Annotated in this window: 17 protein-coding genes; 5 read left to right on the forward strand and 12 right to left on the reverse strand. The window is 70.7% G+C overall.

The window, feature by feature from the left end; genetic code table 11:
* Positions 1 to 29 precede the first annotated feature (29 nt).
* Together RKD23_RS01845 and RKD23_RS01850 are read right to left on the reverse strand one after the other, a co-directional pair.
* Positions 30 to 1766: an alpha-glucosidase gene (locus tag RKD23_RS01845; RefSeq protein ID WP_424851940.1), complete on the reverse strand. Its 1737-nt coding sequence runs from the start codon at positions 1764 to 1766 to the stop codon at positions 30 to 32.
* A 56-nt stretch (positions 1767 to 1822) separates the two neighbouring features.
* Positions 1823 to 3022, reverse strand: coding sequence for an ROK family protein (locus tag RKD23_RS01850; RefSeq protein WP_424851941.1), 1200 nt, complete (start codon positions 3020 to 3022; stop codon positions 1823 to 1825).
* 277 nt (positions 3023 to 3299) lie between these two features.
* Between RKD23_RS01850 and RKD23_RS01855 the strand changes: the two genes are divergently transcribed.
* On the forward strand, positions 3300 to 5237 hold the full coding sequence (locus tag RKD23_RS01855; RefSeq protein ID WP_424851942.1) for a family 49 glycosyl hydrolase: 1938 nt from the start codon (positions 3300 to 3302) through the stop codon (positions 5235 to 5237).
* Between the two features lie 15 nt (positions 5238 to 5252).
* On the opposite strand, the gene RKD23_RS01860 is transcribed toward RKD23_RS01855, so the two are convergent.
* On the reverse strand, positions 5253 to 5690 hold the full coding sequence (locus RKD23_RS01860; protein ID WP_424851943.1) for a MarR family winged helix-turn-helix transcriptional regulator: 438 nt from the start codon (positions 5688 to 5690) through the stop codon (positions 5253 to 5255).
* Between the two features lie 223 nt (positions 5691 to 5913).
* On the opposite strand from RKD23_RS01860, the gene RKD23_RS01865 reads away from it, so the two are divergent.
* Positions 5914 to 7344: an MFS transporter gene (locus RKD23_RS01865; protein ID WP_424858139.1), complete on the forward strand. Its 1431-nt coding sequence runs from the start codon at positions 5914 to 5916 to the stop codon at positions 7342 to 7344.
* A gap of 102 nt (positions 7345 to 7446) precedes the next feature.
* Positions 7447 to 8238 carry a maleylpyruvate isomerase family mycothiol-dependent enzyme gene (locus tag RKD23_RS01870; protein ID WP_424851944.1) on the forward strand — a complete coding sequence of 264 codons (792 nt, stop codon included), beginning with the start codon at positions 7447 to 7449 and terminating at the stop codon, positions 8236 to 8238.
* A 64-nt stretch (positions 8239 to 8302) separates the two neighbouring features.
* Here RKD23_RS01870 and RKD23_RS01875 read toward each other — a convergent pair whose 3' ends face one another.
* Entirely contained in the window at positions 8303 to 8587 is a 285-nt protein-coding gene (locus tag RKD23_RS01875; RefSeq protein WP_424851945.1) for a hypothetical protein, read from the reverse strand.
* A gap of 195 nt (positions 8588 to 8782) precedes the next feature.
* Entirely contained in the window at positions 8783 to 9265 is a 483-nt protein-coding gene (locus RKD23_RS01880) for a hypothetical protein (RefSeq protein WP_424851946.1), read from the reverse strand.
* A gap of 196 nt (positions 9266 to 9461) precedes the next feature.
* Here RKD23_RS01880 and RKD23_RS01885 point away from each other — a divergent pair, with 196 nt between their 5' ends.
* A complete protein-coding gene (locus RKD23_RS01885; RefSeq protein WP_424851947.1) occupies positions 9462 to 11114 on the forward strand; it encodes a glycosyltransferase family 39 protein in 1653 nt (550 codons plus the stop codon).
* Positions 11115 to 11307: 193 nt separating this feature from the next.
* On the opposite strand, the gene RKD23_RS01890 is transcribed toward RKD23_RS01885, so the two are convergent.
* The 5 genes from RKD23_RS01890 to RKD23_RS01910 all read right to left on the reverse strand — a co-directional run bounded on the left by RKD23_RS01890 (position 11308) and on the right by RKD23_RS01910 (position 16436).
* Complete coding sequence (locus RKD23_RS01890; protein ID WP_424851948.1) at positions 11308 to 12357, reverse strand: CU044_5270 family protein; 1050 nt, start codon at positions 12355 to 12357, stop codon at positions 11308 to 11310.
* On the reverse strand, positions 12354 to 12968 hold the full coding sequence (locus RKD23_RS01895; RefSeq protein ID WP_424858140.1) for an RNA polymerase sigma factor: 615 nt from the start codon (positions 12966 to 12968) through the stop codon (positions 12354 to 12356). The genes RKD23_RS01890 and RKD23_RS01895 overlap by 4 nt, the downstream gene beginning before the upstream one ends.
* A 204-nt stretch (positions 12969 to 13172) precedes the next feature.
* Positions 13173 to 13571, reverse strand: coding sequence for a DUF5958 family protein (locus RKD23_RS01900; protein ID WP_424851949.1), 399 nt, complete (start codon positions 13569 to 13571; stop codon positions 13173 to 13175).
* A 462-nt stretch (positions 13572 to 14033) separates the two neighbouring features.
* Complete coding sequence (locus RKD23_RS01905; protein ID WP_424851950.1) at positions 14034 to 15224, reverse strand: ATP-binding protein; 1191 nt, start codon at positions 15222 to 15224, stop codon at positions 14034 to 14036.
* A gap of 312 nt (positions 15225 to 15536) precedes the next feature.
* Positions 15537 to 16436, reverse strand: a complete 900-nt coding sequence (locus tag RKD23_RS01910; RefSeq protein ID WP_424851951.1) for an MBL fold metallo-hydrolase — start codon at positions 16434 to 16436, stop codon at positions 15537 to 15539.
* Positions 16437 to 16531: 95 nt separating this feature from the next.
* Here RKD23_RS01910 and RKD23_RS01915 point away from each other — a divergent pair, with 95 nt between their 5' ends.
* Positions 16532 to 17020: a flavin reductase family protein gene (locus RKD23_RS01915; RefSeq protein ID WP_424858141.1), complete on the forward strand. Its 489-nt coding sequence runs from the start codon at positions 16532 to 16534 to the stop codon at positions 17018 to 17020.
* Between the two features lie 20 nt (positions 17021 to 17040).
* On the opposite strand, the gene RKD23_RS01920 is transcribed toward RKD23_RS01915, so the two are convergent.
* Both RKD23_RS01920 and RKD23_RS01925 read right to left on the reverse strand, forming a co-directional pair.
* Positions 17041 to 19221, reverse strand: a complete 2181-nt coding sequence (locus tag RKD23_RS01920; RefSeq protein WP_424851952.1) for a hypothetical protein — start codon at positions 19219 to 19221, stop codon at positions 17041 to 17043.
* Positions 19218 to 22700 carry a vWA domain-containing protein gene (locus tag RKD23_RS01925; protein WP_424851953.1) on the reverse strand — a complete coding sequence of 1161 codons (3483 nt, stop codon included), beginning with the start codon at positions 22698 to 22700 and terminating at the stop codon, positions 19218 to 19220. Before RKD23_RS01925 ends, RKD23_RS01920 begins: the two co-directional genes overlap by 4 nt.

The raw sequence follows: 22700 nt of genomic DNA on the forward strand, positions 1-22700 counted from the left end.
GGTGTGCGTCGTTGCGGCAAGGGCGGGCGTCAGACGGTGGCGCGGCGGTGGACGCGGGCTTCCCACGGCCGCAGGGTGCAGCGGGTCGTGAGAGGTGAGGGGGCGGGAAGGTTGGCGATGAGCGTGTCGCTGTCCTCCCAGCCGTCGGGCAGGTCGACAGTGAGGTCGGCCGGTCCGAAGTTGGCCAGGACGAGCAGTTCGACGCCGCGTTCCCGGTCGTGGCGGGTGAAGGCGTAGAGCTGCTCGTGGTCGGGGTGGAGCATGTGGAAGTCGCCGTGGGTGACGGCTGGTTCGGTGTGCCGCAGCTCGATCAGGCGCCGGTAGTGGTGGAACACCGAGTCCGGATCGGCGAGCTGGGCCTTGGCGTTGACGCGTACGTGGTCGGGGTTGACCGCGATCCACGGCGTGCCGGCGGTGAAGCCGGCGTGTTCGGTGGCGTCCCATTGCATCGGCGTACGGGCGTTGTCGCGGCCGCGGGCCCGCAGCCCGGCCAGGATCTGCTCCTCGTCGACACCGAGGGCGACCTGGTCCCGGTGGTGGTTGAGGGACTCGATGTCGCGGAAGTCGTCGATGGTGGCGAACGGGGCGTTGGCCATGGCGAGTTCCTCGCCCTGGTAGACGTACGGCGTGCCGCGGTGCAGGTGCAGCACGGTGGCGAGCAGCTTGGCGGAGCGGTCGCGGTGGGCGGGGCTGTCGTCGCCGAAGCGGGAGACGACGCGCGGCTGGTCGTGGTTGCTGAAGTACAGGCTGTTCCAGCCGGTGTCGGCGAGACCTGTCTGCCACCGGCCGAGGCTGGCCTTGAGGTCGGTGAGCTTCAGCCGGCGGGTGTCGAACTTGCCGCCGGGGCCCTGGTCCAGGCCCACGTGCTCGAACTGGAAGACCATGTCCAGCTCACGGCGGGCCGGGTCGGTGAACAGCTTCGCCTCGTCGATGGTGACGCCGGGCATCTCCCCCACCGTCAGCAGCTTGCGCGGGTGGCCGGCGAACACCTCGCGGTGCATCTCGGCGAGGTACTCGTGGATGCGGGGCCCGCACACGTAGAAGGGGCTGCCGTCGCCGTGGCGGCCGCCCTCGGGGACGCGCCCGTCGGGCAGGCCCGGGGCCTTGGAGATGAGGTTGATGACGTCCATACGGAAGCCGTCGACGCCCCGCTCCAGCCACCAGCGCATCACCGCGTGCACGGCCCTGCGCACCTCGGGGTTCTCCCAGTTCAGGTCGGGCTGCTTGCGGGAGAACAGGTGCAGGTAGTACTCCCCGCTCGTCTCGTCGTACGTCCAGGCCGGGCCGGAGAAGAAGGAGCCCCAGTTGTTCGGCTCGGCTCCCGGTGTGCCGGGCTCCATGCCCGCGCGGGGCGGGCGCCAGATGTACCAGTCCCGCTGCGGGCCGTCCGGTCCGCCGTCGCGGGAGGCGGTGAACCACGGGTGCTCGTCGGAGGTGTGGTTCACGACCAGGTCCATCACCAGCTTCATGCCGCGCTCGTGGACCGCTGCCAGCAGCCGGTCGAAGTCGGCGAGCGTGCCGAACAGCGGGTCGATGTCCTGGTAGTCGCTGATGTCGTAGCCGTTGTCGTCGTGCGGGGACGGATACACCGGCGACAGCCACAGCACGTCGACGCCGAGCTGGGCGAGGTAGTCCAGGCGCTCGGTGATGCCCTGCAGGTCGCCGACGCCGTCCGCGTCGGAGTCCGCGAAGGAGCGCGGATAGATCTGGTAGACCACCGCGTCGCTCCACCAGGAGTCGGCGGGGCCGGCCACGTTTTCGGGCACGTCGAACCTCATCGTGTGTCTCGGGTACGGGGTGTTGTTCGGGGTCTGAGCCGGGGTCAGGACAGGGCCGCGCCGACCGCGTCCTGGATCATCAGGCAGGCCGCGCCCCTGGCCCACAGGTCGTGCTGTACGGGATCGACGCGGACGTCGCAGTCCTGTGCGGCGGTGGAGAAGGCGTGGGCCTGCATCGCCCGGGTCATGGCGGGGCCGAACAGGTCATGGGCCACCGCGCCCTCCCCGGCGATGATGATCTTCTGCAGGTTCAGCAGGTTGCACAGGCCCGCCAGCCCCCGGCCGAGGGCGGTTCCCGCCTCGGTGAAGGCGGAGCGGGCGGCGGTGCAGGCCGAGCCGGTGCCTGAACGGGCCAGCTCGATCGCCTCGCCGATGCCGGCGCAGTCCACTCCCGCGTCCTGAAGGTGCCGCAGGACGGCCCGGTCGCCGGCGAGGGCCTCCAGGCAGCCGCGGCGGCCGCAGCTGCACATCGGGCCCGCAGGGTCGAGGGGCAGGTGGCCGAGTTCTCCGGCCAGGCCCGTCGCTCCGGAGAAGAGGGCGCCGTCGAGGAGCAGTCCGCAGCCGATGCCGGGGCCGACCGTCACGACGGCGAAGCAGTCCACATCGCGGCCCTGGCCGAACCAACGCTCGGCCACGACCAGGGTGTTGACGTCGTTGTTGACCACCACGGGCAGGCCGGTGGCCTCCCGCAGCGGGCCCGCCACGTCGACCTTGTTCCAGTCCAGCAGAGCGGAGTAGCGGCACATTCCGGCGCCCGGGTCGACGTGACCGCTGACGCCGACCCCGAGTCCGAGGACCCTGTCCGCCGCCTGGGGCGCCTCGGCGAGGAGCCGCCGGGTCAGATCGGCGACGGCGGTCAGGGCGGTTTCGGGGGTGCAGTCGCCGATCGGCTCCTCCGCCCTCGCCAGGACGCCGGCGGCCATGTCGGTGACCACCGCGGACACTTGGGCGGGGCCGATCTTCGCTCCGACCACTATGTGCTTGTCCGGGTTGACCTGGAGCATCTTCTGCGGCCTGCCGCGCCCGGTGGGGGCGGTGTCCAGTTCGCGAAGGTAGTCGTGCTCCAGCAGCGGAGGCAGCATCCGCGTCACGCTGGACGGCACCAGACCCAGACGCTGGGCGAGCTGGGTGCGCGAGATGGGCCCCGCGGTGAGCACGGTCGCGAAGATCTCCGCGCGAGTCCGCTCACCGACAAGCTCCGAGAAACGGATCTTGGAGGGGGTCATCACACAATCAGCCGTCACAGCAGCCTCCTTGGGGCGTGACAGGAGTCTTACCCGACCCTTTTGATGCGTCAAGAAAGAAAACTGCGCGTTACATAACCGTGATGGGGGCCTGTGGGTGATTCGCGATGGGGCTTTTGTCGCCTTTCAGGACACCGGCAGGGTTGCTGCCTCCCAGCATCAGAGAGTGATCTGGTTCGTTTTGTTGACATGACGAAGAAATGACGCGACGTTGTCCCGCGACCACAGAACGGCAGCCGGCGCTGCTTCCTCAGCGAGGGAAAAGAGGTACTTCGTCATGCCCGCAGCAAGACTGAGCAGGCCTGCGGCGCTCGCCGCCGGCCTGGCGCTCGCCCTGGCCGGCGCCGTCGCGCCGGCCGACCCGGCGGGCGCCCGGCAGCTCCCGCCCCAGGCGGCGCCCGCCGCCGAGGCCGCGGCAATCACCACCGCCAACAGCGCGCAGCTCAAGACGTGGTGGCACGACAACCACGAGTACAACACCACCAGCCCGGTGGCGAACGACAAGGTGCGCCGTTCGTCGTTCTACGACGTTCAGGTCGCCACGGCTGCGGCCCCGGCGGCGCGGTTCGACTCGTTCGCGTACATGAGCATCCCCCGCAGCGGTAAGGGCAAGATCGGCTACACCAAGGAGGACGGCGCCGAGTTCTCCTCGTCGGCCGGACTGACGATGAGCTGGTCGTCGTTCCAGTACGCCGCCGACGTGTGGGTGGACGTCTCCCTGAAGACGGGGCAGACGATCTCCTCGGACGACCAGGTGAAGATCAAGCCCAGCAGCCTGAACTTCGCCAAGGAACTCGTCGACGGCGACACCGTCCGCGTCAAGGTGCCCTACAGCCCGGCCGGTCACCGGTTCTCGGTGGAGTTCGACCCGCAGCTGTACACGGCGTACAACGACATGTCCGGCCCCGCGACCGACGCGGGCAGGCTCACCACGCAGGGCGGGGGCGGCAACCGGGCCGTCCACACCGAGCCCCGCAACTCCATGATGATCTTCGCCGAGCCGGCGCTGTCCGGCGCGGAGGCGGACCGGCTGATCCCGACCCCGTCCTCAGGCAGCATCTACTACCCGTCGCAGGGCCGGGTCACCGACCTCAACACGATCACCCAGGAGATCGTGTACTTCCGCCCCGGCACCTACTACATGACCTCGAAGTACCACGCGCTGCTGCCCAAGCAGGTCAAGTGGGTCTACCTGGCGCCGGGCGCGTACGTGAAGGGCGCGATCCGCTTCCCCTACGACAGCCAGGGCCTGTACAAGGTCACCGGCTACGGAGTCCTCTCCGGTGAGCAGTACGTCTACGAGGCCGACACCAACAACAACTACGACCACCTCTCCGGCGCGTCCAACTGCCACTCCTCCTGCGTGAAGATGCTGCAGTTCGCCTCCGCGCAGGGCCGGCAGCAGCACCTCGACCTGCAAGGTGTCACCGTCAACGAGCCGCCGTACCACTCCTTCGTGGTCTACGGCGACGAGGACACCTTCGGCATGCGCGTCGAGAACTACCAGCAGGTCGGCTCGTGGTACTGGCAGACCGACGGCATCGAGCTGTACCGCGGCAGCACCATGAAGAACACTTTCTTCCACGCCAACGACGACGTGCTGAAGCTGTACCACAGCGATGTCAGCATCGATGACACCGTCGTCTGGAAGAACGAGAACGGCCCCGTCATCCAGTGGGGCTGGACCCCACGCGACATCGACAACGTCCGTGTGAACAACACCCACGTCATCCACAACCGGATGTACTGGAAGGACGTCAAGTACAACACCTGCGTCCTCAACTCCTCCTCGCACTGGGAGGACATGGGCTCGACCACCAAGGCCGACCCCCACATGTGGGTGAAGAACATGACCTTCGAGAACATCACCGTCGAGGGCATGACGAACTGCGCGATCCGCGTCTTCGCGCTCTCCAGCACCGAGAACATCCACGTCAAGAACCTGAAGATCGACGCCTGGAGCCGGCTCGATGCGTCCTCCCAGGTCAGCCTTCTGAAGCGGTACACCGACCCGACCGGGCAGAAGGTGACGCTGGGCAACGAGACGCGTGACGGCCGCGGGCTGAAGCTGGAGAACTACACCGTCGGCGGCACCGTCATCGACAAGTCCGGCACCAACTGGTCCGCCGACGAGCTCGGCCGGCTCGGCTTCGACGCCGAGAACTGGGACAACTGGAACGCCTGGGGACGGGCGGCAGCGAGCAGTGGACCCTGACCCCAGCCGGCAGACTCAGGCAGTGGCGGGCTGCTGCATGAAGGCGCGTTCCAGGAGCGCGTAGAGGGTGCTCCGCTCCTCGTCGTCGAGGCGGTCGAGCCCGGCGCGCGTGGTGTGCATCTTGCCGCGGATCACGTCGATGACGCGTTCGCCCTCGGTGGTGATGACGACGTTCTTGACGCGTCGGTCGGTGGGGCTGGGCTCGCGCTGCACCAGGCCGCGCTTCTCCAGCCGGTCGACGATCCCCGTCATGTTGGAGGCGTCGCAGGTCAGGATCGCGGCGAGGACGCGCATGGCGGCGGGCCCCCGGCGCAGCACGTTGAGCGTCTTGGCCTGGCTGGCGGTCAGGTTCTCGCTGGCCGCGGCCGCCGTGAAGTCGCCGTAGTAGGCGGCGAGCGACGCCGAGAGCATTTCCATGAGCTGGGCTGTGTCGGCACCGCGGGTTCCGGTCATGGGGTCACTCTACGCCGAGAAGCTTGACTATCTCAACTATTGAGGTCTACCGTCAGGGCGATTGCTTGAGGTTCTCAAGCATTGCCGTACTCAAGCATTGCGGTACTCAAGCATGCGGTTCTCACATAGTTAGGGCAGAACTCCCGTGTCTCACTCTCAGCAAGCGGCGTCGTCCAGACCGTCCGGGCATATCGGGATCATCCTGGTGCTCGGGCTCGCCGCCATGGTCGTCTCGATGATGCAGACCCTGGTCGTGCCGATCCTGGGGATCATCCAGAGCGACCTCAAGGCCACCACGGCCAATGTGAGCTGGGTGACCACGGCCACGCTGCTGTCGGCCGCGGTGTTCACCCCGCTGCTCGGCCGCTTCGGTGACCAGCACGGGAAGAAGCCCACGCTCGTCGGCGTGCTGGGCGTGATGATCGCCGGCTCGGTGCTCGCCGCCACCACCACCTCCCTGACCTGGCTCATCGTGGGGCGGGTGATGCAGGGCGCCGCGACCGCGATCTTCCCGCTCGCCCTGTCCGTACTGCGTGAGGAGATCAGGCCGGAGAAGCTGCACGGAGCGATGGCGCTGGTCAGCGGCACGCTCGCGTTCGGCAGCGGCCTGGCGCTGGTCGGCGCGGGCCTCCTCACCCAGGGCTCCGACCCCGACTACCACCGGGTCTTCTGGCTGGCGGCCGTGCTCGCGGTGGTGGCGCTGGCGGGCGTGCTGTTCGTGGTGCCCGCTTCCCGTACGAAGACGGGTGGGCGGACCGACTGGGTGGGCGCGCTGACGCTCGGGATGCTGCTGGTGCTGGTGCTTCTGCCGCTCTCGCAGGGGCATGAGTGGGGGTGGACGTCGGGCCGTACGCTCGGCGCCTTCGCCGGTGCGGTCGTCATGACCGGCATCTGGGTCCTCACCGAAAGCCGGGTCAAGGAACCGATGGTGGACATGAAGATGTTCGTCCAACGGTCCGTTCTCTTCACCAACCTGGCGGGCCTGCTGCTGGGCTTCGCGATGTTCACGCAGTTCATCGGCGTCTCGTACCTCGTGCAGATGCCGGAAGAGCTCGTCGGCTACGGCTTCGGCGCGTCGGTGCTCGCCGCGTCGGTCGTCTATCTGCTGCCGACCACGCTCGTCTCCCTCATCGGTGCCCAGGTGGGCGGTGTACTGGTCGGCAGGCTCGGCGCACGCGTCACCCTCACCGCGGGCGCAGGCTTCGGAGTGCTCGGCTTCGCCTGGCTGACCGCCGCGCACGACACCAGTGCCTCGGTGATCGGCGCGGGCATGCTCATCGGCCTGGCGATCAGCTTCGGCTACGCCGCCATGCCCGCGCTCATCGTCGCCAGCGTCCCGGCCGGACAGACCGGCATCGCCAACGGCCTCAACTCCATCTCCCGCTCCGTGGGCAGCGCCGTCGCGAGCGCCGTGATCACCTCGCTCCTGGCGTCGAAGACCATCGAGCTGCCCGCCGGGATGCCCGCCCTCCCCCAGGAGAGCCAGTTCACGACAGGCTTCGCCGTCGCCGGCGCGGCGTTCGTCCTGGTCGCCGTTGTCGCTCTCTTCGGTCTCAGGCAGGCGCCCGCGCCTTCCACGGCCGGAGCGCGGAAGATCGTCCCCTCCGAGACAGAAGAGCTCGCACAAGCTCAGTCGCAGACCGAGCCCGTCTGATCGGGCCGGCTGCTCGCACCGTGACCGGCGAGGTGGTCCGTACGTGCCAGGGCGACGGACCCCTCGCTCGCCGAACGTTCCCCCCGCAGAAGGGCATCCACGTTGAACCCCTCGAACTACAGCGACACCCGACCGGCTCCGGTGGACCACCCCTCGGCGGTCACGGCGGAGACCGCCCGATTCGTCGCAGCGCTTCGGCACGCCGACCTGACGACTCCCGTGCCGAGCTGCCCCGGTTGGACACTGGCGGATCTGGTCAGGCACACCGGCAGCGTCCAGCGATGGTTCGCGGCTCTCCTGCACGCGCGCATCCAGGAACCTCCGCGCAGCCGTGAGGTCGACCTGCAGCTCCCGGACCGGCACGACGGATACGTCGACTGGCTGACCGAGAGCGCGACCGTGGCCGAGCGGGCCTTCGCCGCCACCGACCCGAACCTGCCCATGTGGGCCTGGGGCGTCGACCAGCACGCCCGCTTCTGGGCACGCCGCATGCTCTTCGAGACCCTGGTGCACCGGGCCGACGCCGAACAGGCCCTCGGCCTGCGGCCCGTCATCGACCGCCCGCTCGCGGTCGACGGGATCGACGAGTTCCTCGTCAACCTCCCCTTCGCCACCTTCTTCGCACCCAAGGTCGCGCACCTGCGCGCCCCCGACAGCACCATCCGCTTCGAGGCGACCGACGGCGACGACACCTGGCTCGTACGCCTGCGGCCCGACGGCTTCGGCCTCGACACGGACCCTGCGACGACCTCAACCGCCGACGCGACCGTACGGGGAACCGCGTCCGACCTGTTGCTGCTGGTCTACGGCCGCCTCCGCCTCGACTCGGACGCCTTCACACACGACGGAGACAAGGACCTGCTGACACTCTGGTTCTCCAACTCCGCCTTCTGAGGGGCGGTCGCGCCGCCGGGCCGTTCGGGACGCGGCCCGGCGGCGGTCGACGTCGAGCCCGAGGTCAGCAGTAGACGGTGGCCCGGGTCGTGTCCCCCCGGAAGGTGTTGAACCAGACGTACCTGGTCTCCCCGCCCTGAGTCGCCGAATACCTGTAGAGGGTGGTCCCACCCGACTGCTCGGTGCCCTCGTAAGCGACGTCCACCTCGACGGTCTCCTCCTTGCCACTGCTGTCGGTGATGTCACAGAACGACGCGGATGCCGTTCCGGCGCCACCCACCAGCAGGGCCGCGCCGAGCGAGGCAGCCAGCGTGCCGTACAGCGCCTTGGAGATCATGGTGCGTTTCACGGTTCCCCCCGAATGCCGTGGTGTCACACTGTTCGACCCGTTCATTACGATTCCGGGTGCGGGGAAAAGTAACAGCGGAGGTCGGGCCTCCGTGAGCGGGATCAGGCCAACCGCCTTGGCCGGACGAGGGAGTTGAGGTCGGCCGTTGACGATGCGGAGGAGCTGATCGCGCCTTCGCACTGCCGACCTAATCGCTCACTCGCGGGCCAGCGCGGCGCGCACGGCCTTGGCGCCGGTGCCCATGGACTCGTCGAGGTTGACCGCTTGATCGACGAGCCACGCACTCCCGTCGCCGGGGACGAGCCGCAACGCGGTATTCACGACCATGCCCGGAGCCACCGTACCCGCCTCGAAGGTCACCCGCAGTGCGAGTCCCGCCGGATGGGGCCCGAAAGCCTCGACCTCGAGCGCCTTACCAGTGGTCACCCGCGCGTCCGGGTAGTCGCGAATCCGAGGCGCCCTGGTGATCTCTACGCACTCGGCGATGGTGTCCGCCCCCATGCTCTGCCGCAGGCGTTCCGTCCGGGCTTCGCACGCGGCCTCCCAGTCCTGATCCACCTGGGCCTGCTGAAAGGCCCGGGCCGCCTCGATCGCAGCCGTCGTGGAGTCCTTGTTTCCACCATCGCTGCCGGAGTCGTCGTCACCGCCGCAACCGGCCACAGACACAGCCATCGCCATAGCGACCGCCCCAGCAGCGCGCCCAATCCGAGCAGACACGTCCTCCCCCCCCTTCACAGCGCTCTCCCCAGCGCCGTTCGGAGGATTACACCACAGGGCCGAAGTCGGAAACGATCGCAGCAGAAGCGCGAGAGAAGGCGACTTGTTCGGTACAACTGGGTCCGGAGCGACGGAGGTTGATGTGGGGGAAAACCGTGTGCAGGCAGTCAAAGTGGGCAGTCGTCGGGTTCTGCTCGAGCGATTACGGGCGTCCCCTTCTCTGCTCTGGGCTTCCGCGACAACGGTTCTCAGCCATCTGGAGACCCTGGGGGCGCCTGATCTGGTGCATCCGGTGCTTGATGGAGATCGGCTGAACCGCTGGTACCGGCAACTACTCGCGGTCTTTCTCGTCTTGCTGGTCGGGCTGGTGAGTCTGTGGAAGCTCGACCGTGACGCGTCGTCCTGGCGCGACGAGACTGTGAGCTATGCCGTGGCCAAGCGCTCCCTCGGCGAGTTGTGGCTCCTGGTGCAGAACATCGACGCTGTCCACGGCCTGTACTACTTCCTGGCCCATCTCGTACTCGGCGTATGGGACGACGGCGTCCTGACACTGCGAGCCCTGTCGGTGCTCGGCACGCTGACGGCTGTGCTGGGCGTCCACGCCATCGGTAGCCGGCTCGGTGACCCTGCGACCGGATTCTTGGCCGGAGTTGCCTTCCTGTGCGTCCCCCAAGTGCAGTTCTACGCGCAAGAGGCCCGCTCCTACGCGTTGGTGAGCGCCGCGGTGGTATGGGCGACGTGGTTCTTCGTGCGCGCGCTGCAGGACGGCCGACGGCGTTGGTGGGCGGGGTACGCAGGGCTGTTGTCGCTGGGCGGGTGGCTGCATGTGTTCGCGCTGCTGGTCATCCTCGCGCACGCCGTGACGCTCTGGCGCAGTGGGCAACGACGCCGCCTCGGGTGGCGCTGGCTGTCGGGCAGTGCCTTCGCCGGTTGTGCCGTGGCTCCGCTGGCCGTGGTGAGTGGTGGTCAGGCGTCGGCGCAGCTGGACTGGCTGGGCCGTCCCAGCCTGCAGGACTGGCTGGGATTCGTGGTTCCTGCGGTCGTGGCAGCCGCCCTGGGCGTATGGCTTCGCCGGCAAGGCGAGGGCTCGGGCAGGGCGGTGACGCTTCCGGCGATCGGTGTGCCACTCATGATCGTCCCGGCCGGGTTCCTGCTGACGGTGTCCCTCATCCACCCTTGGTACGTGGATCGTTACGTCCTGTACTGCATGTCTGGGCTGGCGCTCCTTGCCGGCCAGGCCCTACGGCACTGGCAGCGGATCCTTCGGGGAGAGGCGGACCCAGCACGCAGGCGACACCGGCTGTACGCGACGACAGCCGTTGCCTTCGCCCTCTTCTCAGCGGCCGGCCCCTGGTACTGGCAGTTGCGCGTACCGGTCAGTCGCACCGACACGGTGGAGAGCTTTTGGGGGCTCACCGTCACGGTTCCGGGCGATCCCGAGCCAGTCCTGTTCCAGCCCGCCCGGCGCCGCGCGTGGGTCCTGGCCCGACCCGCCGTATTCGGGCCGCTCGACGACATCGCGCTGCAGCAAACGCCTGCTGCATCCGGCACGTTGTACGGTGTCGAGGCGCCCCCGGACGTCATCCGGCAGCGCATGCTCCAGCATCGTGAGATCAACGTCCTGCGTGATCGTCCCGGCCAGCCTCTGGACGACACCCCGGCAGAGATCACCAAGCGGGAAGTCCTACGCCGGCACTATCAGCTCTGCTGGGTGATCCCGGTCAACGGCGGCGAATCCGCGATCTTCATCCGCCGCGATGCCGCGGCGACGGACCCTCTGTGCGCGCCCGGACGCGACATCTACAGCTGATCGGCTGAGCATCCGTTCCACGGCGGCCCCGATTTGTGGTGGGTCACCCGGGCAGCCGCGATCCAGTACATCGAATCCTGTACCGCGGTACTGTCCGAAGTTCGCGGCATGGCCTCCCGCTTGGCTCTCTCTGGTCCCCGAGACACCCATGTCCGAGTGTCAGCGCATGAAGCCGGTGCCAGTGCCGGGGCCCTCAGCTCTCGCGCGTCCTGACGGGTTGCTGTCCCGCCTTGTCGACGACCGCTTGGTCCATGAGCGCGGTGCCGGACAGGAGTGTGCCCTTCTTCCCGTACGAGGTGTCCTCGACGAGGTAGCTGCGGGCGCCCAGGAACGAGAGGTCCCGCTGGTCGAAGACCCACTCGGTGCGGGTGTGGAAGGTGGTGTCGGTACGGGCGATGCCGACACCGTGCCGGCCGAGGACGTCGTGGGCGGCGGGGGCCTCCGTGACGCCGGGAATCTTCGCGGCGGCCTTGTAGAGCGCGGCGGCGGTCTTCGGCGGCATCAGCTCGCCGAGCAGGTCCCCGATGCGGTCGAAGACGGCCTGGTGGCGCTCCTGTGCGTCGGTTTCGGGTGACTTGGCGTACAGGTACGCGAGCAACTCGTCGGGGTCGGTGGGCAGGGAGGCTAGCCAGTGATAGGTGGGGCGGCCGAAGCCCGCCGGTGTGCCGTCGGTGTCGCCCAGTTCGGCGTTGAGGGGGAACGTCTGACCGTTCTCCTTGCCGAGACCGAGTTTGTGCAGCGGGCCGGGCTCCTGCGCGAGCCACCTCTCGGACTCCATCAGCGGACCGACCACCGCCTTTCCGCTGGTCAGATCCGCGCCCCGGACCTTCGCCCGGGTGTAGGCGAACTGGTCGTCGCGCACCGTGAGGGCGTCGCCCTTACCTGCGGCGGCAGAGATCTGGTCGAGCAACGCGACGCCAGGCTGCACGTTCCGGGCCGCCGTGATGTTCGGCGGTGTGTCGTCGTCCGGCCTGAGCGTGATGCCTGCGGTGACGATGCCGCCCAGGGCGAGGGCTGTCACCGGAATCAGGAAGGCGGGGCGCAGCAGGCGCCTGGCGGGGCGTCGGGCGTCGGCGCGCTGGTCACGGTCGATGTGCTGCATCAACTGGTCCTTGTAGTGAAGGTGCTGCGCGTGCGGGAGGTCTTGGCGCGTCGGGGCCGGCAGCAGCCGGGCGATCTCGGCGACGTCGGCGTCCGTGGCCGCGTCGGCACGTCCGTCCACACGAAGGTTCTTGTCGGTCATGCCGTCTCCTCCCGCACGGGCAGGGCCGCGAGTGCGGCTTCACCCTTCATCTCTCCGCGAGCCGTGCGCGGTTCCGGATTTCCCTCGGCCTCGTCAGCGAACCGGGCGAGTTTGGCGCGGGCTCGCGACAGCCGTGAGCGCACCGTGCCGATGGGGACGCCCAGGGCCTCGGCCGTCTGCCGGTAGTCGAGGCCCGACCAGACGCACAGGCTCAGCACCTCCCGTTCGTGGCGCCGCAACCGGTCCAGTGCGCTCTGTACGGCCTCCAGGCGGCGTGCGTCGTCGATGCGGCCGGCGACCGCGGGGGCGAAGTCCTCGACGACGGGCGACTGCCGTTGCCGTGCCAGGAACGCCAGTCGGCGGCGCAGGCTCCGGCGCGCGTTCTCCGCCTTGTGGGTGGCGATGCCCAGGAGCCAGGGACGCAGGGACCCTCCGTCGTCATGCAGCCGTGCCCGCGCCTGCCATGCGGTCAGAAACGTCTCCGACATGATGTCCTCGGCGCTCGCACGGTCGCCGGTCAGCCAGAGTGCGTGCTGGTGTACGGCCTGGGCGTATCGCTCGTACAGCTCGGCGAACGCTTCGCGCTCACCGGCTCGCACGCGTTCGCGCAGCTCGTTTTCTGAGTCTTTCACAGTGACTATCTCTCCGCCGTCCCGGCGGAGTTCCTGTGACCTGCGCCATGCCCTGCGTTCTCAACGACCGCAAGCCCCTGACCGCACTCCCCCGGTTCAACTTGCGACGTCGGGACAGAGCCCATTCAGGCAGACAGGCCACCACACGACACAGCATCTCACCATGCCTGCCATGGGAATCAGTCAGTCAGGGACGTGCAACCTGTGCCACCAATGACCGCAGCCATCGGAGCAGAAACGCTCGCGACGGCGTTGGTCGGCGATCGCGAGTACCGCGACCAGCAGCCGGAATGCCTTACGGCGTTCGTCGAGAGGGGTGAGAGAGACGATCTTTCCCAATTGGTGTTCGATCCGGCCCCGAGAGATCAGAACCGCGGGCGTGTGGGTCGGGCGCAGCCCGGCCCGGCGGATGCTCTCCGGTCCGTCCTCGCTGACGGCGCGCGCCTGGACACAGTAGTGACTCAGGAACAGCAGCACCTCGGACTGTTCCTCCGGACCGAGTGCGTCGAACCAATCGATGCCTTGTGACATCGGGCGCAGCCCTTGCGCTAGCTCGTTGAGCATGACGTCGCGTTCGGTCACGACTGCCTCCTGTCGGACGATCGGCGCTCGGCCGTGCGATTGAGGCAGGCGAGGGCGTCGTAGGCGTTGTCGCTGTTGAGTCGGAAGAGGTCGATGGCGGCGTGCCAAATGGAGTCCTCGTCGGCAGGGCCCAGAGGCGGGCACCTGGGCGACTCGATCATCCCGCTGCCTTCGGTAGACATATAGGCATCCTGCCTGCACGACTCGAGACGCGGCACTTGTTTTCCCTCCAGTCTGCCGCGCCATCTGAGCAGCGCGCTTGAGGGTCCCAGCCGCTCACTCTCTTCTCCGACCGCCTGCTCGGACTCCATCCGGCGCCTCTTCCTCGAACTCCCGTCCTGGGCCTGTGTCGAAACCGTGCTGAGCGAAGCCCTCATGGCTCGAGCCATCCAGAGGCGCGGTCCGGGGCACCGTTCGGCCCGCATCGGGCTGGCCTCAGCGTCGACCGCAGCCGGCCGTGACTCACGTCACCGGGCCGGCCGCGGGGCGCTGCGACTCAACTCCTGCGGCGACCAACCAGCCGGCGATGGCCGCGGCTTGCTCGGGGTGCTCCGCCAACCATCCGTCGAGGTGCTCCCGGAGGCCTTTCTCGATGCAACTGCGCACTGCAGCGTTGCCCAGCGCACGACGGGTGGCGCCTTGGAACTCGGGACGTTCCAGCTTCACCGACACAACCGCCGTCAGGCCCTTGCCGATCCGATCAGCACTGAGGTCGGGCTCCCCTCGCGCCAGCAGATGCAGTTTGCGTGCGTAGGCGTTGACCGAATCCGCCACCGCGTCACGGAAGCCTGCTACGTGTGTGCCGCCTTCGGTTGCCCAGCTGTTGACGAAGCTGCGCACTCGCTCCCCACCGACGCCGCACCATCGGAGTGCCACCTCCGCCCTCCCCTGCATGCGCAGGTCCTCCCAGCCGAAGGCAACGACGTCCGGGTGAACGAGCACTCCGACCGACGCGTCGAGCAAGGCGACGAAGTCCCGCACGCCGCCCGGGTACCGGAACCGAACCGACCGCGGCTCACCCGGGCCGCGTGCGTCGGTCAGTGACATCTCCAGGTGCTGGTTCAGCAAGGCCAGTTCTCTGAAGCGTTCCTCCAGCACCGCGAACGAGCAGTCCACGGTCTCGAAAATCTCGGAGTCGGGCCAGAAGGTGATGGTCGTCCCGCTGCTCGACGTCGACCCCACGGCGGTGGGCGGGGCGACCGCGACGCCGCGCCTGTACTCCTGGATCCAACGGGTCCCATCGCGCCGCACTTCGGCCGTCAGTCGGCTCGACAGGGCATTGGTGACACAGGGCCCGAGGCCGAAGGGACCCAACGACACGGTCCTGCGGCCACCAGGCACCGCCGCTGTCTGCATGCGGGTCAGCAGAGCTTCGAGCCCCGGAGCATCAGTGGTCCCGTCCTCATCCGCGGGGACGCCCGCTCCGTCGTCGGCGACCCTCACCCCGCCATCGGCACCGAGGGCGACGTCGACGCGATTGGCACGTCCGGCCAGAACCTCGTTCACCGCCCGGTCCACCACCTCGAACACCGCCTGATGCAGGCCGCGTTCACGGACCGAGCCGACGTACATTCCAGGCCGCTTCCGAATGGCCTCCCGCCCTGTCAGCACCGTGATGTGGGCGGCGTCGTAACCGTGGACGTCCTCACGCACCAAGTCCCCCTCCCGCTGGGTCCAACAGATCCGCCCAGCCTAGGCGAATCACCGGAAAACACCAGGTCAGATCTGTTTCAGCGAGGGCCTGAGCTGACCGGTGAGCGCCTGCCATGCTGTCGGTGGCCCAGGACTCTCGGAAAGCAGCCAAAATGCGGCCGGACCCCCGCCCAAACCCTCCAAGGCCCCTTCCCGACGGCTCCGAAGCCCCCGATTTCACGGAAGACCAGCTGGGCGGCGGGTTCCTCTCTGTTGACGATCAGTGCGTTCTAGACCCATGGGCAGCAGTACCGGCCGACGACAGTGGCAGGGTCACGCTGCCCGAAACCGCCCCTCCTCCGCCTCCGCGATCCGCCCCTCGCCCAGCAGCCGGTCAAGGTGCTGAACCGCCGTCCTGTGTTCCACCGGCCGCACGTGGGGGCCTTCGACGTGGGGTCGGTAGACCAGCCGATGGTCGACGATCTCCTCGATGCTGCGGGGCTCGGCGAGGAATGCCAGCAGCGCCGCCTCCCGCTTCGCCATCACGCCGGCGAAGGCGTCGAGGCGGCGCCGGAAGTCGGCGGCGCCTTCGATCACGCCCTTCTGATGGGACGTGCCGTACCAGCTCGCGTCGATCTCCCGGCAGCGGCGTATCGACGCCTCGTAGTCGGTGAGGCTGCTGCCGGGGTCGCCGTAGTACGGGCCGAAGGAGGTCAGGTCGATGTCCGCGACGAACAGGAAGCCGTCGGGCTCGATCAGGAAGCCGCTGTGGCCCGCGGTGTGGCCGGGCAGATGCACCACGGTGACGGTGCGCCCGCCCAGGTCGAACACGGCGCCGTCTTCGAAGCCGAGCGCGTCCGGACGTCCCCGTACGTGGAAGTCGTCGCGGAACGTCGCATCCAGCTCCTGCGCCGCGTCCGGCGGGAGGCCGAGCCCGGCGACCATCGCCTCGCGGGAGCGCAGTGCGGCGAGGTCGGCGTCGTGGACATGGGCCGGTACGGCGTCGTAGCTACCGAGTCCGGCGATGTGGTCCTCGTGGGTGTGGCTCACCAGGACCAAGTCGGCGGACGGTGCGTCCTTGACGAGTGACAGCGACGGGTCGACGACCAGGGTCTCCGCGGCGCCCCGTATCAGCAGCGAGTTGGCGTACGGATAGGCGCCCCGGTCGGGGCCGACGAGCACGTCGACCCCGCCGTATGTGGCTGCTGTGTATTCCGTGGTCTGCGCGTCCACGACTGTCGTGTCCTCCGATCGCGCCGGGTGGCGCACCGTGCTCACCCGGAAGGCTGTCTGGCCAGTGACGGCGTGGCCGATGACAATGCGCGACCATAGTGCGCATGGACGCCTTCATCGACAGGCTCGACCCTGACATGTGCGTCGTCACCGCTACGGCGGGCGACGAACAGGCCGGCTGTCTCGTGGGGTTCGCCTCGCAGTGCTCCATCCGGCCGGTGCGGTTCGTGGTGTGGCTGTCCAAGGTGAACCGGACGTATGAGGTGGCTCGTGGCGCCGAGTTCCTCGCCGTACATCTGCTGACGCGGGAGCAGCGGGAGCTGGCGGACCTGTTCGGTGGCCAGACCGGCCATCGGGTCGACAAATTCGCGCGAACGGCCTGGACCCGCGGGTACGGCGGGGCCGCTGTCCTGCAGGATGCGTGTGCCTGGTTCGTGGGAAGGATCCAGCAGCAGATCGACGGGGGCGACCACGTCGGGTTCGTCCTGAGCCCCGAGCAGAGCGGCGAGCACGAGAAGGCCGACGGGCGGCCATTGCTGCGGCTCGCCGATGCCCTGTCCATCGACCCCGGGCATCCGGTCTGACAGGGCCTTTTGCGCGCTGGTCAAGGACTTCCCTCCGCCGCAACAGGGTCCGCTCCCCAGGCCGCAGCGCACAGCGCCCGGTCGACCTCGGCGGTGTAGTGGGCGGCGGCGAGCCAGGCCCGTGCGAAGCGGTCGAGGTCGGCCGGGACGAGGCGGCCGAAGGCGTCGCGGGTGCGGTCGGCGGCCGCCGCGTGCAGTTCGTCGAGGAGTTCGGCCGCCGTACCGAGTCCGAGCCGCCGCAGGCGCCCGCTGTCGGCGGCGCCGTCCCCGGGGAAGGCGAGCACCCGGCGTCCGCCCGACACGGCCTGGTGGACGCGGCGGCGCAGAAGGTGCACGGGAGCCTCGTCGGGCACCGGCGGCGCCGCGACGGCTCCGGCCTGCGGCCGCTCAGGCAGGTCCGCCTGTTGGAGGCGGTCAAGTCCCAGGTCGAGTCGGGCCTTGGGGTCGGTGGGGTGGCTGACGGCGAGAAGCAGGGCGCGCGCGTGCGCGGCCGGGACGAGCCGGGCGATGACGCGTAGTCGGCTCCCTCGGGCCGCGGCCAGCAGACGTAGGTTGTCGCGGTGGGGAAGCGCAGGATGGTCGTGGGCGGCGGCGAGCCGGACGGTCAGACCGTCGCAGTCGGCGAGCAGACAGTCGCCCGCCGCCTCACGGACCGTGCCGCCGAGGGTGACATCGAGGAACAGCAGATCGTGGTGGCCGTCTTCGGCGAGGGCGCGTACGGCCTGATCTGCGGCAGGCACGGCCCACAGCCGGTCCAGTGGCTCGGCGTGCCAGTCCGCGCCGGACGCGCGCACCGCCCGTACCCCCGCCCCCGCGCCGAGCCGACCCGTGGGGGAGACGGTCGCCCCGGACACGGCCAGCCCCGCCCGTGACAGCTCCCGGTGTGTCAGGGCCGTATCGCCGACGCGGACGGCACGGTCGGCCGCACCCACCGCCCGGCCCGCGCCGCCCGGTGCCACGTCGGAGACCGTGTACAGGCGGCCCTCGGCGTCGGCGGTCCAGGTCACTGCCCCCGCATAGCCGGTCGTCGTGAGGACCGGCTCGGAGAAGAGTCCGTACAGACGCAGCGAGCCGTCCGGACGGTAGGGCCGGCGCACGCTGCCGCGCAGCGCCGTCAGCTCCGGGCCGACGGCGCGCGGGATGCGATACGCGGTGCCCAGGACGTCCCGGAGCGTGGCGACGAGGTCGGCGAGGCGGTACGACGGGTCTGCGGCGCGGGCCGCTCGCAACCCGGTGACCGTGGATACCGCGGAGGCGGCGGCCCGGGGCAGCCCGGCCAGCCGCGCGGTGTGCGCGGCACGCAGCAACTCCGCCTGGGGGACGGCGCCCGCACCTTCCGTGCCCGCGTCGAGCACCCGCGCCGCGGCGGTGTGGAGTGCCTGGGCTGCGTCGTGCTGGGCGGGGGTGGCGGTGTCGGGAGCCGGCGCCGGATCGGGGCACGGCTCCGGTTGCGGGGCGGACGCTGGCCTGGAAGCGGGCCCTGCCCCGGGGGCGGGCTCCGGCCCGGGAACGGGCTCCGGCCCGGGAACGGGCTCCGGCCCGGGAACGGGCTCCGGCCCGGGAGCGGGCCCTGACCCTGAAGCGGACCCTGGCCCAGGAGCGGGCCCCAGCCCGGAAGCAGGCCCCGACCCGGAAGCAGGCCCCGACCCGGAAGCGGGCCCCGACTCCGAAGCGGGCCCCGACCCGGAAGCGGGCTCCGGCCCCGAAGCAGGCCCTGACCCTGAAGCGGACCCCGGCCTAGGAGCGGGCCCTAGCCCGGGAGCAGGCCCCAGCCCCGAACCAGGCCCCGACCCGGAAGCAGGCCCCGACGGCCGAGACACGTCCGCCTCCGACGCCGCAGCCGTTGCCCCGCCCAACTCGGCCACCAATGCCCCAGCCGACACGCCGTCCACCTCCCCCACCCCGATCGCCCCCTCCGCGACCGGCGCCGCCGAAGCCACCGCCGCCCGGTGCAAGCAGTCCGGCGCGAGCAGGCAGCCGCAGCGGATCGCGTCCGGGGCGGTCACGACCCCGCCCGGGGCGTGCAGTTCGAGGTCGGTGTCGTCGTCGACGGCGAGGCGTACGGTGTCGCCGTCCAGGAACACAGGGCGGCCCGACAGCTTGGCGACACCGGCGTCCAGCCGTTTGCGGAGGCGGGGCGACAACGCTCCGACCAGCTCGGCGGTCACGGACGGGGCGACCGCGGGAAGGCCCGGGCTCATGCGATCTTCTCTCCTACCCAGCGGGCGAGTTCGAGCGGACTGAGGGCGGCGACCGGCATGCCCGCGGCGACGAGCTGCCCAGCGACGCCGGTGGAGTAGCGGGGGCGGCCCGCGTCGTCGAGGCTCGCGCAGCCCAGCACATGGCAACCGGACCCGACCAGGGCCCGGACTTCGGCGAGCAGCCCACCGAGGGGGTAGCCCTCCTCGAAGTCGCTGACGACCACGACGAGTGTGCGCGACGGCACGGTGACGAGCTCACGGGCGTGCCGCAGCCCCGCGGCGATGTGCGTGCCGCCGCCGACGCTGACCTCCAGCAGCAGGGACAGCGGGTCGTCGACATGACCGGTGAGGTCGATGACCTCCGTGGAGAAGGCGAGGAAGTGCGTGGACAGCGTGGGCACTCCGGCCAGCACCGAGGCGGTGAGCGCGGCCCAGACCGTGGAGGCCTCCATCGAGCCGGACACGTCGGTGACGAGGATCAGCCGCCAGTCGGCGGCGCGCTTGGCGCGGGTGCGGAAGACCGGGCGTTCGGGGATCACCTGGATGGTGCCGTCCGGGGCGCGCCGCGCGGTCGCCAGGTTGGCGCGCAGGGTGCGCGGCAGGTCCAGGCCGCCGCCCGGCCGTCTGCTGGGGCGGGGCAGCGCCGTGCCGTGCAGTGCCGGGCGCAGCCGGGTGGCCAGCTCCCGGGTCAGTGCGTCGACCAGACGCCGGACGAGGGGGCGCAGCGCGGCCAGCCGGGCCTCGGGCAGCCCGCCGGCGTGCTGGAGCACCGTGCGCAACAGGTCGACGGACGGGCGCACGCTGTCCGGATCGAGCTCGGCGAACACATCTGTGCGGCCGGACGCGGCCGCCGCCGCCAGCACCTCCTCCCGGATGCCGGGCCCGAACAGGGCGGCCAGTTCCTCCGACCACTCCCGCACGCCGGGATAGGGCGCCTCCCTGCCGCCGCCCGCCCCGCCGCCGGGCAGTCCGCCTCTGCTGCCCTCGCCGCGTCCACTGCCGTACAACTCGTCCAGCGCGGTGGCCAATCCGGCGGCGGAGGGCGGCAGTCGGTCCGTACGACGGCCCAGCACCAGCCGCCAGCGGTCGGCGGGGGCGAGAAGGCTGTCCTCGGGGGGCGCGGCAGCGGGGGCCTCGTGAGGCTCCCGGGGCCTGTCCTGCGCCCGGGGTGGCAGCAGTCCCAGCGCCCGGAGCGTCGCACGGGCCGCGAGGTCCGCACCGGTCCAGGCGGCGAGCGCGGCGGGGGCGACGCCACCGGTGTCGGCCAGGTGTGTGACGCCCAGGCGCTCCTCGACGACTGTGAGGAGGCGGTCGCGGGCAGCGGGGCTGAGGGTGTCGAAGCCTCCGCGCAGTGCCGGAAGCCGGTTCAGGAAGGGCCGGTCGGGCAGGCTCGCCACTCGGTCGAGAAGTGGCTCCAGCGCGGACGGCGCCGCCTCCAGGAGCGGTCCGGCGGCCGTCAGCACTCCGGCGAGCCGGGCGGTGAGGGAGGAGCGGGACTCGGGATCGGTGGCCGAGTCCACCCAGGAGGCGACCCGGCCGCCGAGCGCCGAAGGCTCCTCGTGGCCGAGCAGCACGCGTACGGCGCCGGCGGCGCCCCGCATCAGCGGCGAGCCGTCGGCGGCCAGCCGGGCGAGCGCGTCGGTGAGCCGGATACCGCCCGACACGTCGGCGCGATGGGCGAGTTCGAGCAGGGCATGTGCGTCGGCCGGGTCCTCGGAACCGGTGAGGCCGTCCACCTGGCGCACGGCAGCCGCGGTGAGGAGTTCGGCCACGGCGACGGCCCGGGCCGCCCGCGCCTCGTCGGTGTCGAGCCCGGCGATGTGACCGGCCCGCAGCCGGTCCAACAGGGCGAGGCTGTCGAGGAGTTCGGGGAGCGTGCCGGTCTGCGGCACGGTGTCGGCGAGGTCGGAGAGCCGTTCCTCCACCAGCTCCGCCAGGCCGCACTCCGCGGCTTCCCGCAGCCCTTGCAGGACCTGAGCGGCTGTCGATCCGCCCTCGTCCCGCTCCGCCCGCCGACGCTCGCGCAGCACTCCCTCGGCCGCCTGCGCGGGCGTGACCCCACGCGCCGCCGCCGCGGTCAGCATGGCCGCTGTGGCGGGGGTCCAGCGGACCTCCCAGCGCGAGGTGAGCGCCTCGGCCCCGCCCGCGCCGACGACCTGCTTGGCCTCCGCGGACGGCACACCGCACACCGTCAGCCGGCGCAGCAACAGCTCGCGGCGGCGGTCCAGGTCGGAACGGAGCGGATCCAGCCGCAGATCGTGCGCGGCGTCGGCGCCGCGGCTGTCCGGGCCGGGCAGGCCCAGCGCCGCCACCTCCGACTCCACCGCCGGGGCGAGGCCGCTGCGCGGGGCGCCGGGTGCGGGGCGGCCGCTGCGGGTACCGACGAGCACCCGCTCCATCGCCCGGGCCACGGCCCGGCCCCGGCCGTACGGCTCGCCCTGCGTGAGGACCGTCTGCACCGCTTCCACCAGCTCACCGCGCCCCGCGGCGGGCAGCCCGCGCAGCCGGGCCAGATCACCGGCCAGGCGGCTGATCTCCCGTGCGTCGGCGGGCCCCGACGGATGCCCGAGGGAACGCAGCTCCGCGCACACCCGCACGGCCGCCCGCGTCAGCGCCTCCTCCAGCGCGGCCGGATCCCCCGCCGCGCCCAGCACCAGATGCTGCCACTCGGGGTCCCGGATTCCGGCCGGGTAGCCGGAGCGCTCGTCCAGCAGCGCGTAGGTGTACGGGATGAGCGAGGTCACCCAACTCCCCCGTACGGCAGGCTCTTCGACCGACTCCGGTTCCGCCTCGGACGGCAGCAGGGCAGGGGCGTGGAAGGCCCCGACCAGCACGGCGGCCCGTTCGCCGTTCGCGGTGGCCGCCGCCAGGCGTGCGCGCATCCACCGTTCGCGCCGCAGGTCCAGCTCGGGAACCCCGCCGGAGGCGGCCGCGTCCTCGCGCAGCGCCCAGCCCGTGAGCAGCGCCGCCCGGCGCAGCGCCTCGGGCGGGGAGCCCGGAGCGGTGGCCTCCACGAGACGGTCCCACAGGTCCTCCCCGGGGCGGCCGGTGAGCCGCTCCCGCAGGGCGTCGGCGAGCCCGGGACCGCCGTCCGCCTGCCCCGCCGTACCGCGCCCCTCGCCCCAAGCCCGGTCCGCGAGCGGCAGATCGCACGCGAGGACCGGGGTTCCGCGCCGTACGGCCCAACGTACGGCGGCGAGTTCCGGAGAGAAGTCGGCGAAGGGGTAGAAGGCGGGCCCTCCCCCGGTGTCGGGCGCGGCGGCCAGGGCGACCGGCGCGAGCGTGTCCTCGTGGCCCAGCCAGGGCAGCCAGTGCTGCATCTCGTCGGGGAGCTCGACGAGCAGCACGTCCGGTTTCGCCTCGTCCAGCAGCGCGGGCACGGCGGCCGCCAGGGACGGCGCATGGTGCCGTACGCCGATCAGGTAGGGCGCCGCCGGGTCGGTGAGGGCCGCCGCGGCCTGGTCCGGGGTGAGGGGCAC

The organism is Streptomyces sp. SAI-170, from assembly GCF_049739565.1.
In the GTDB taxonomy this organism is placed as follows: domain Bacteria; phylum Actinomycetota; class Actinomycetes; order Streptomycetales; family Streptomycetaceae; genus Streptomyces.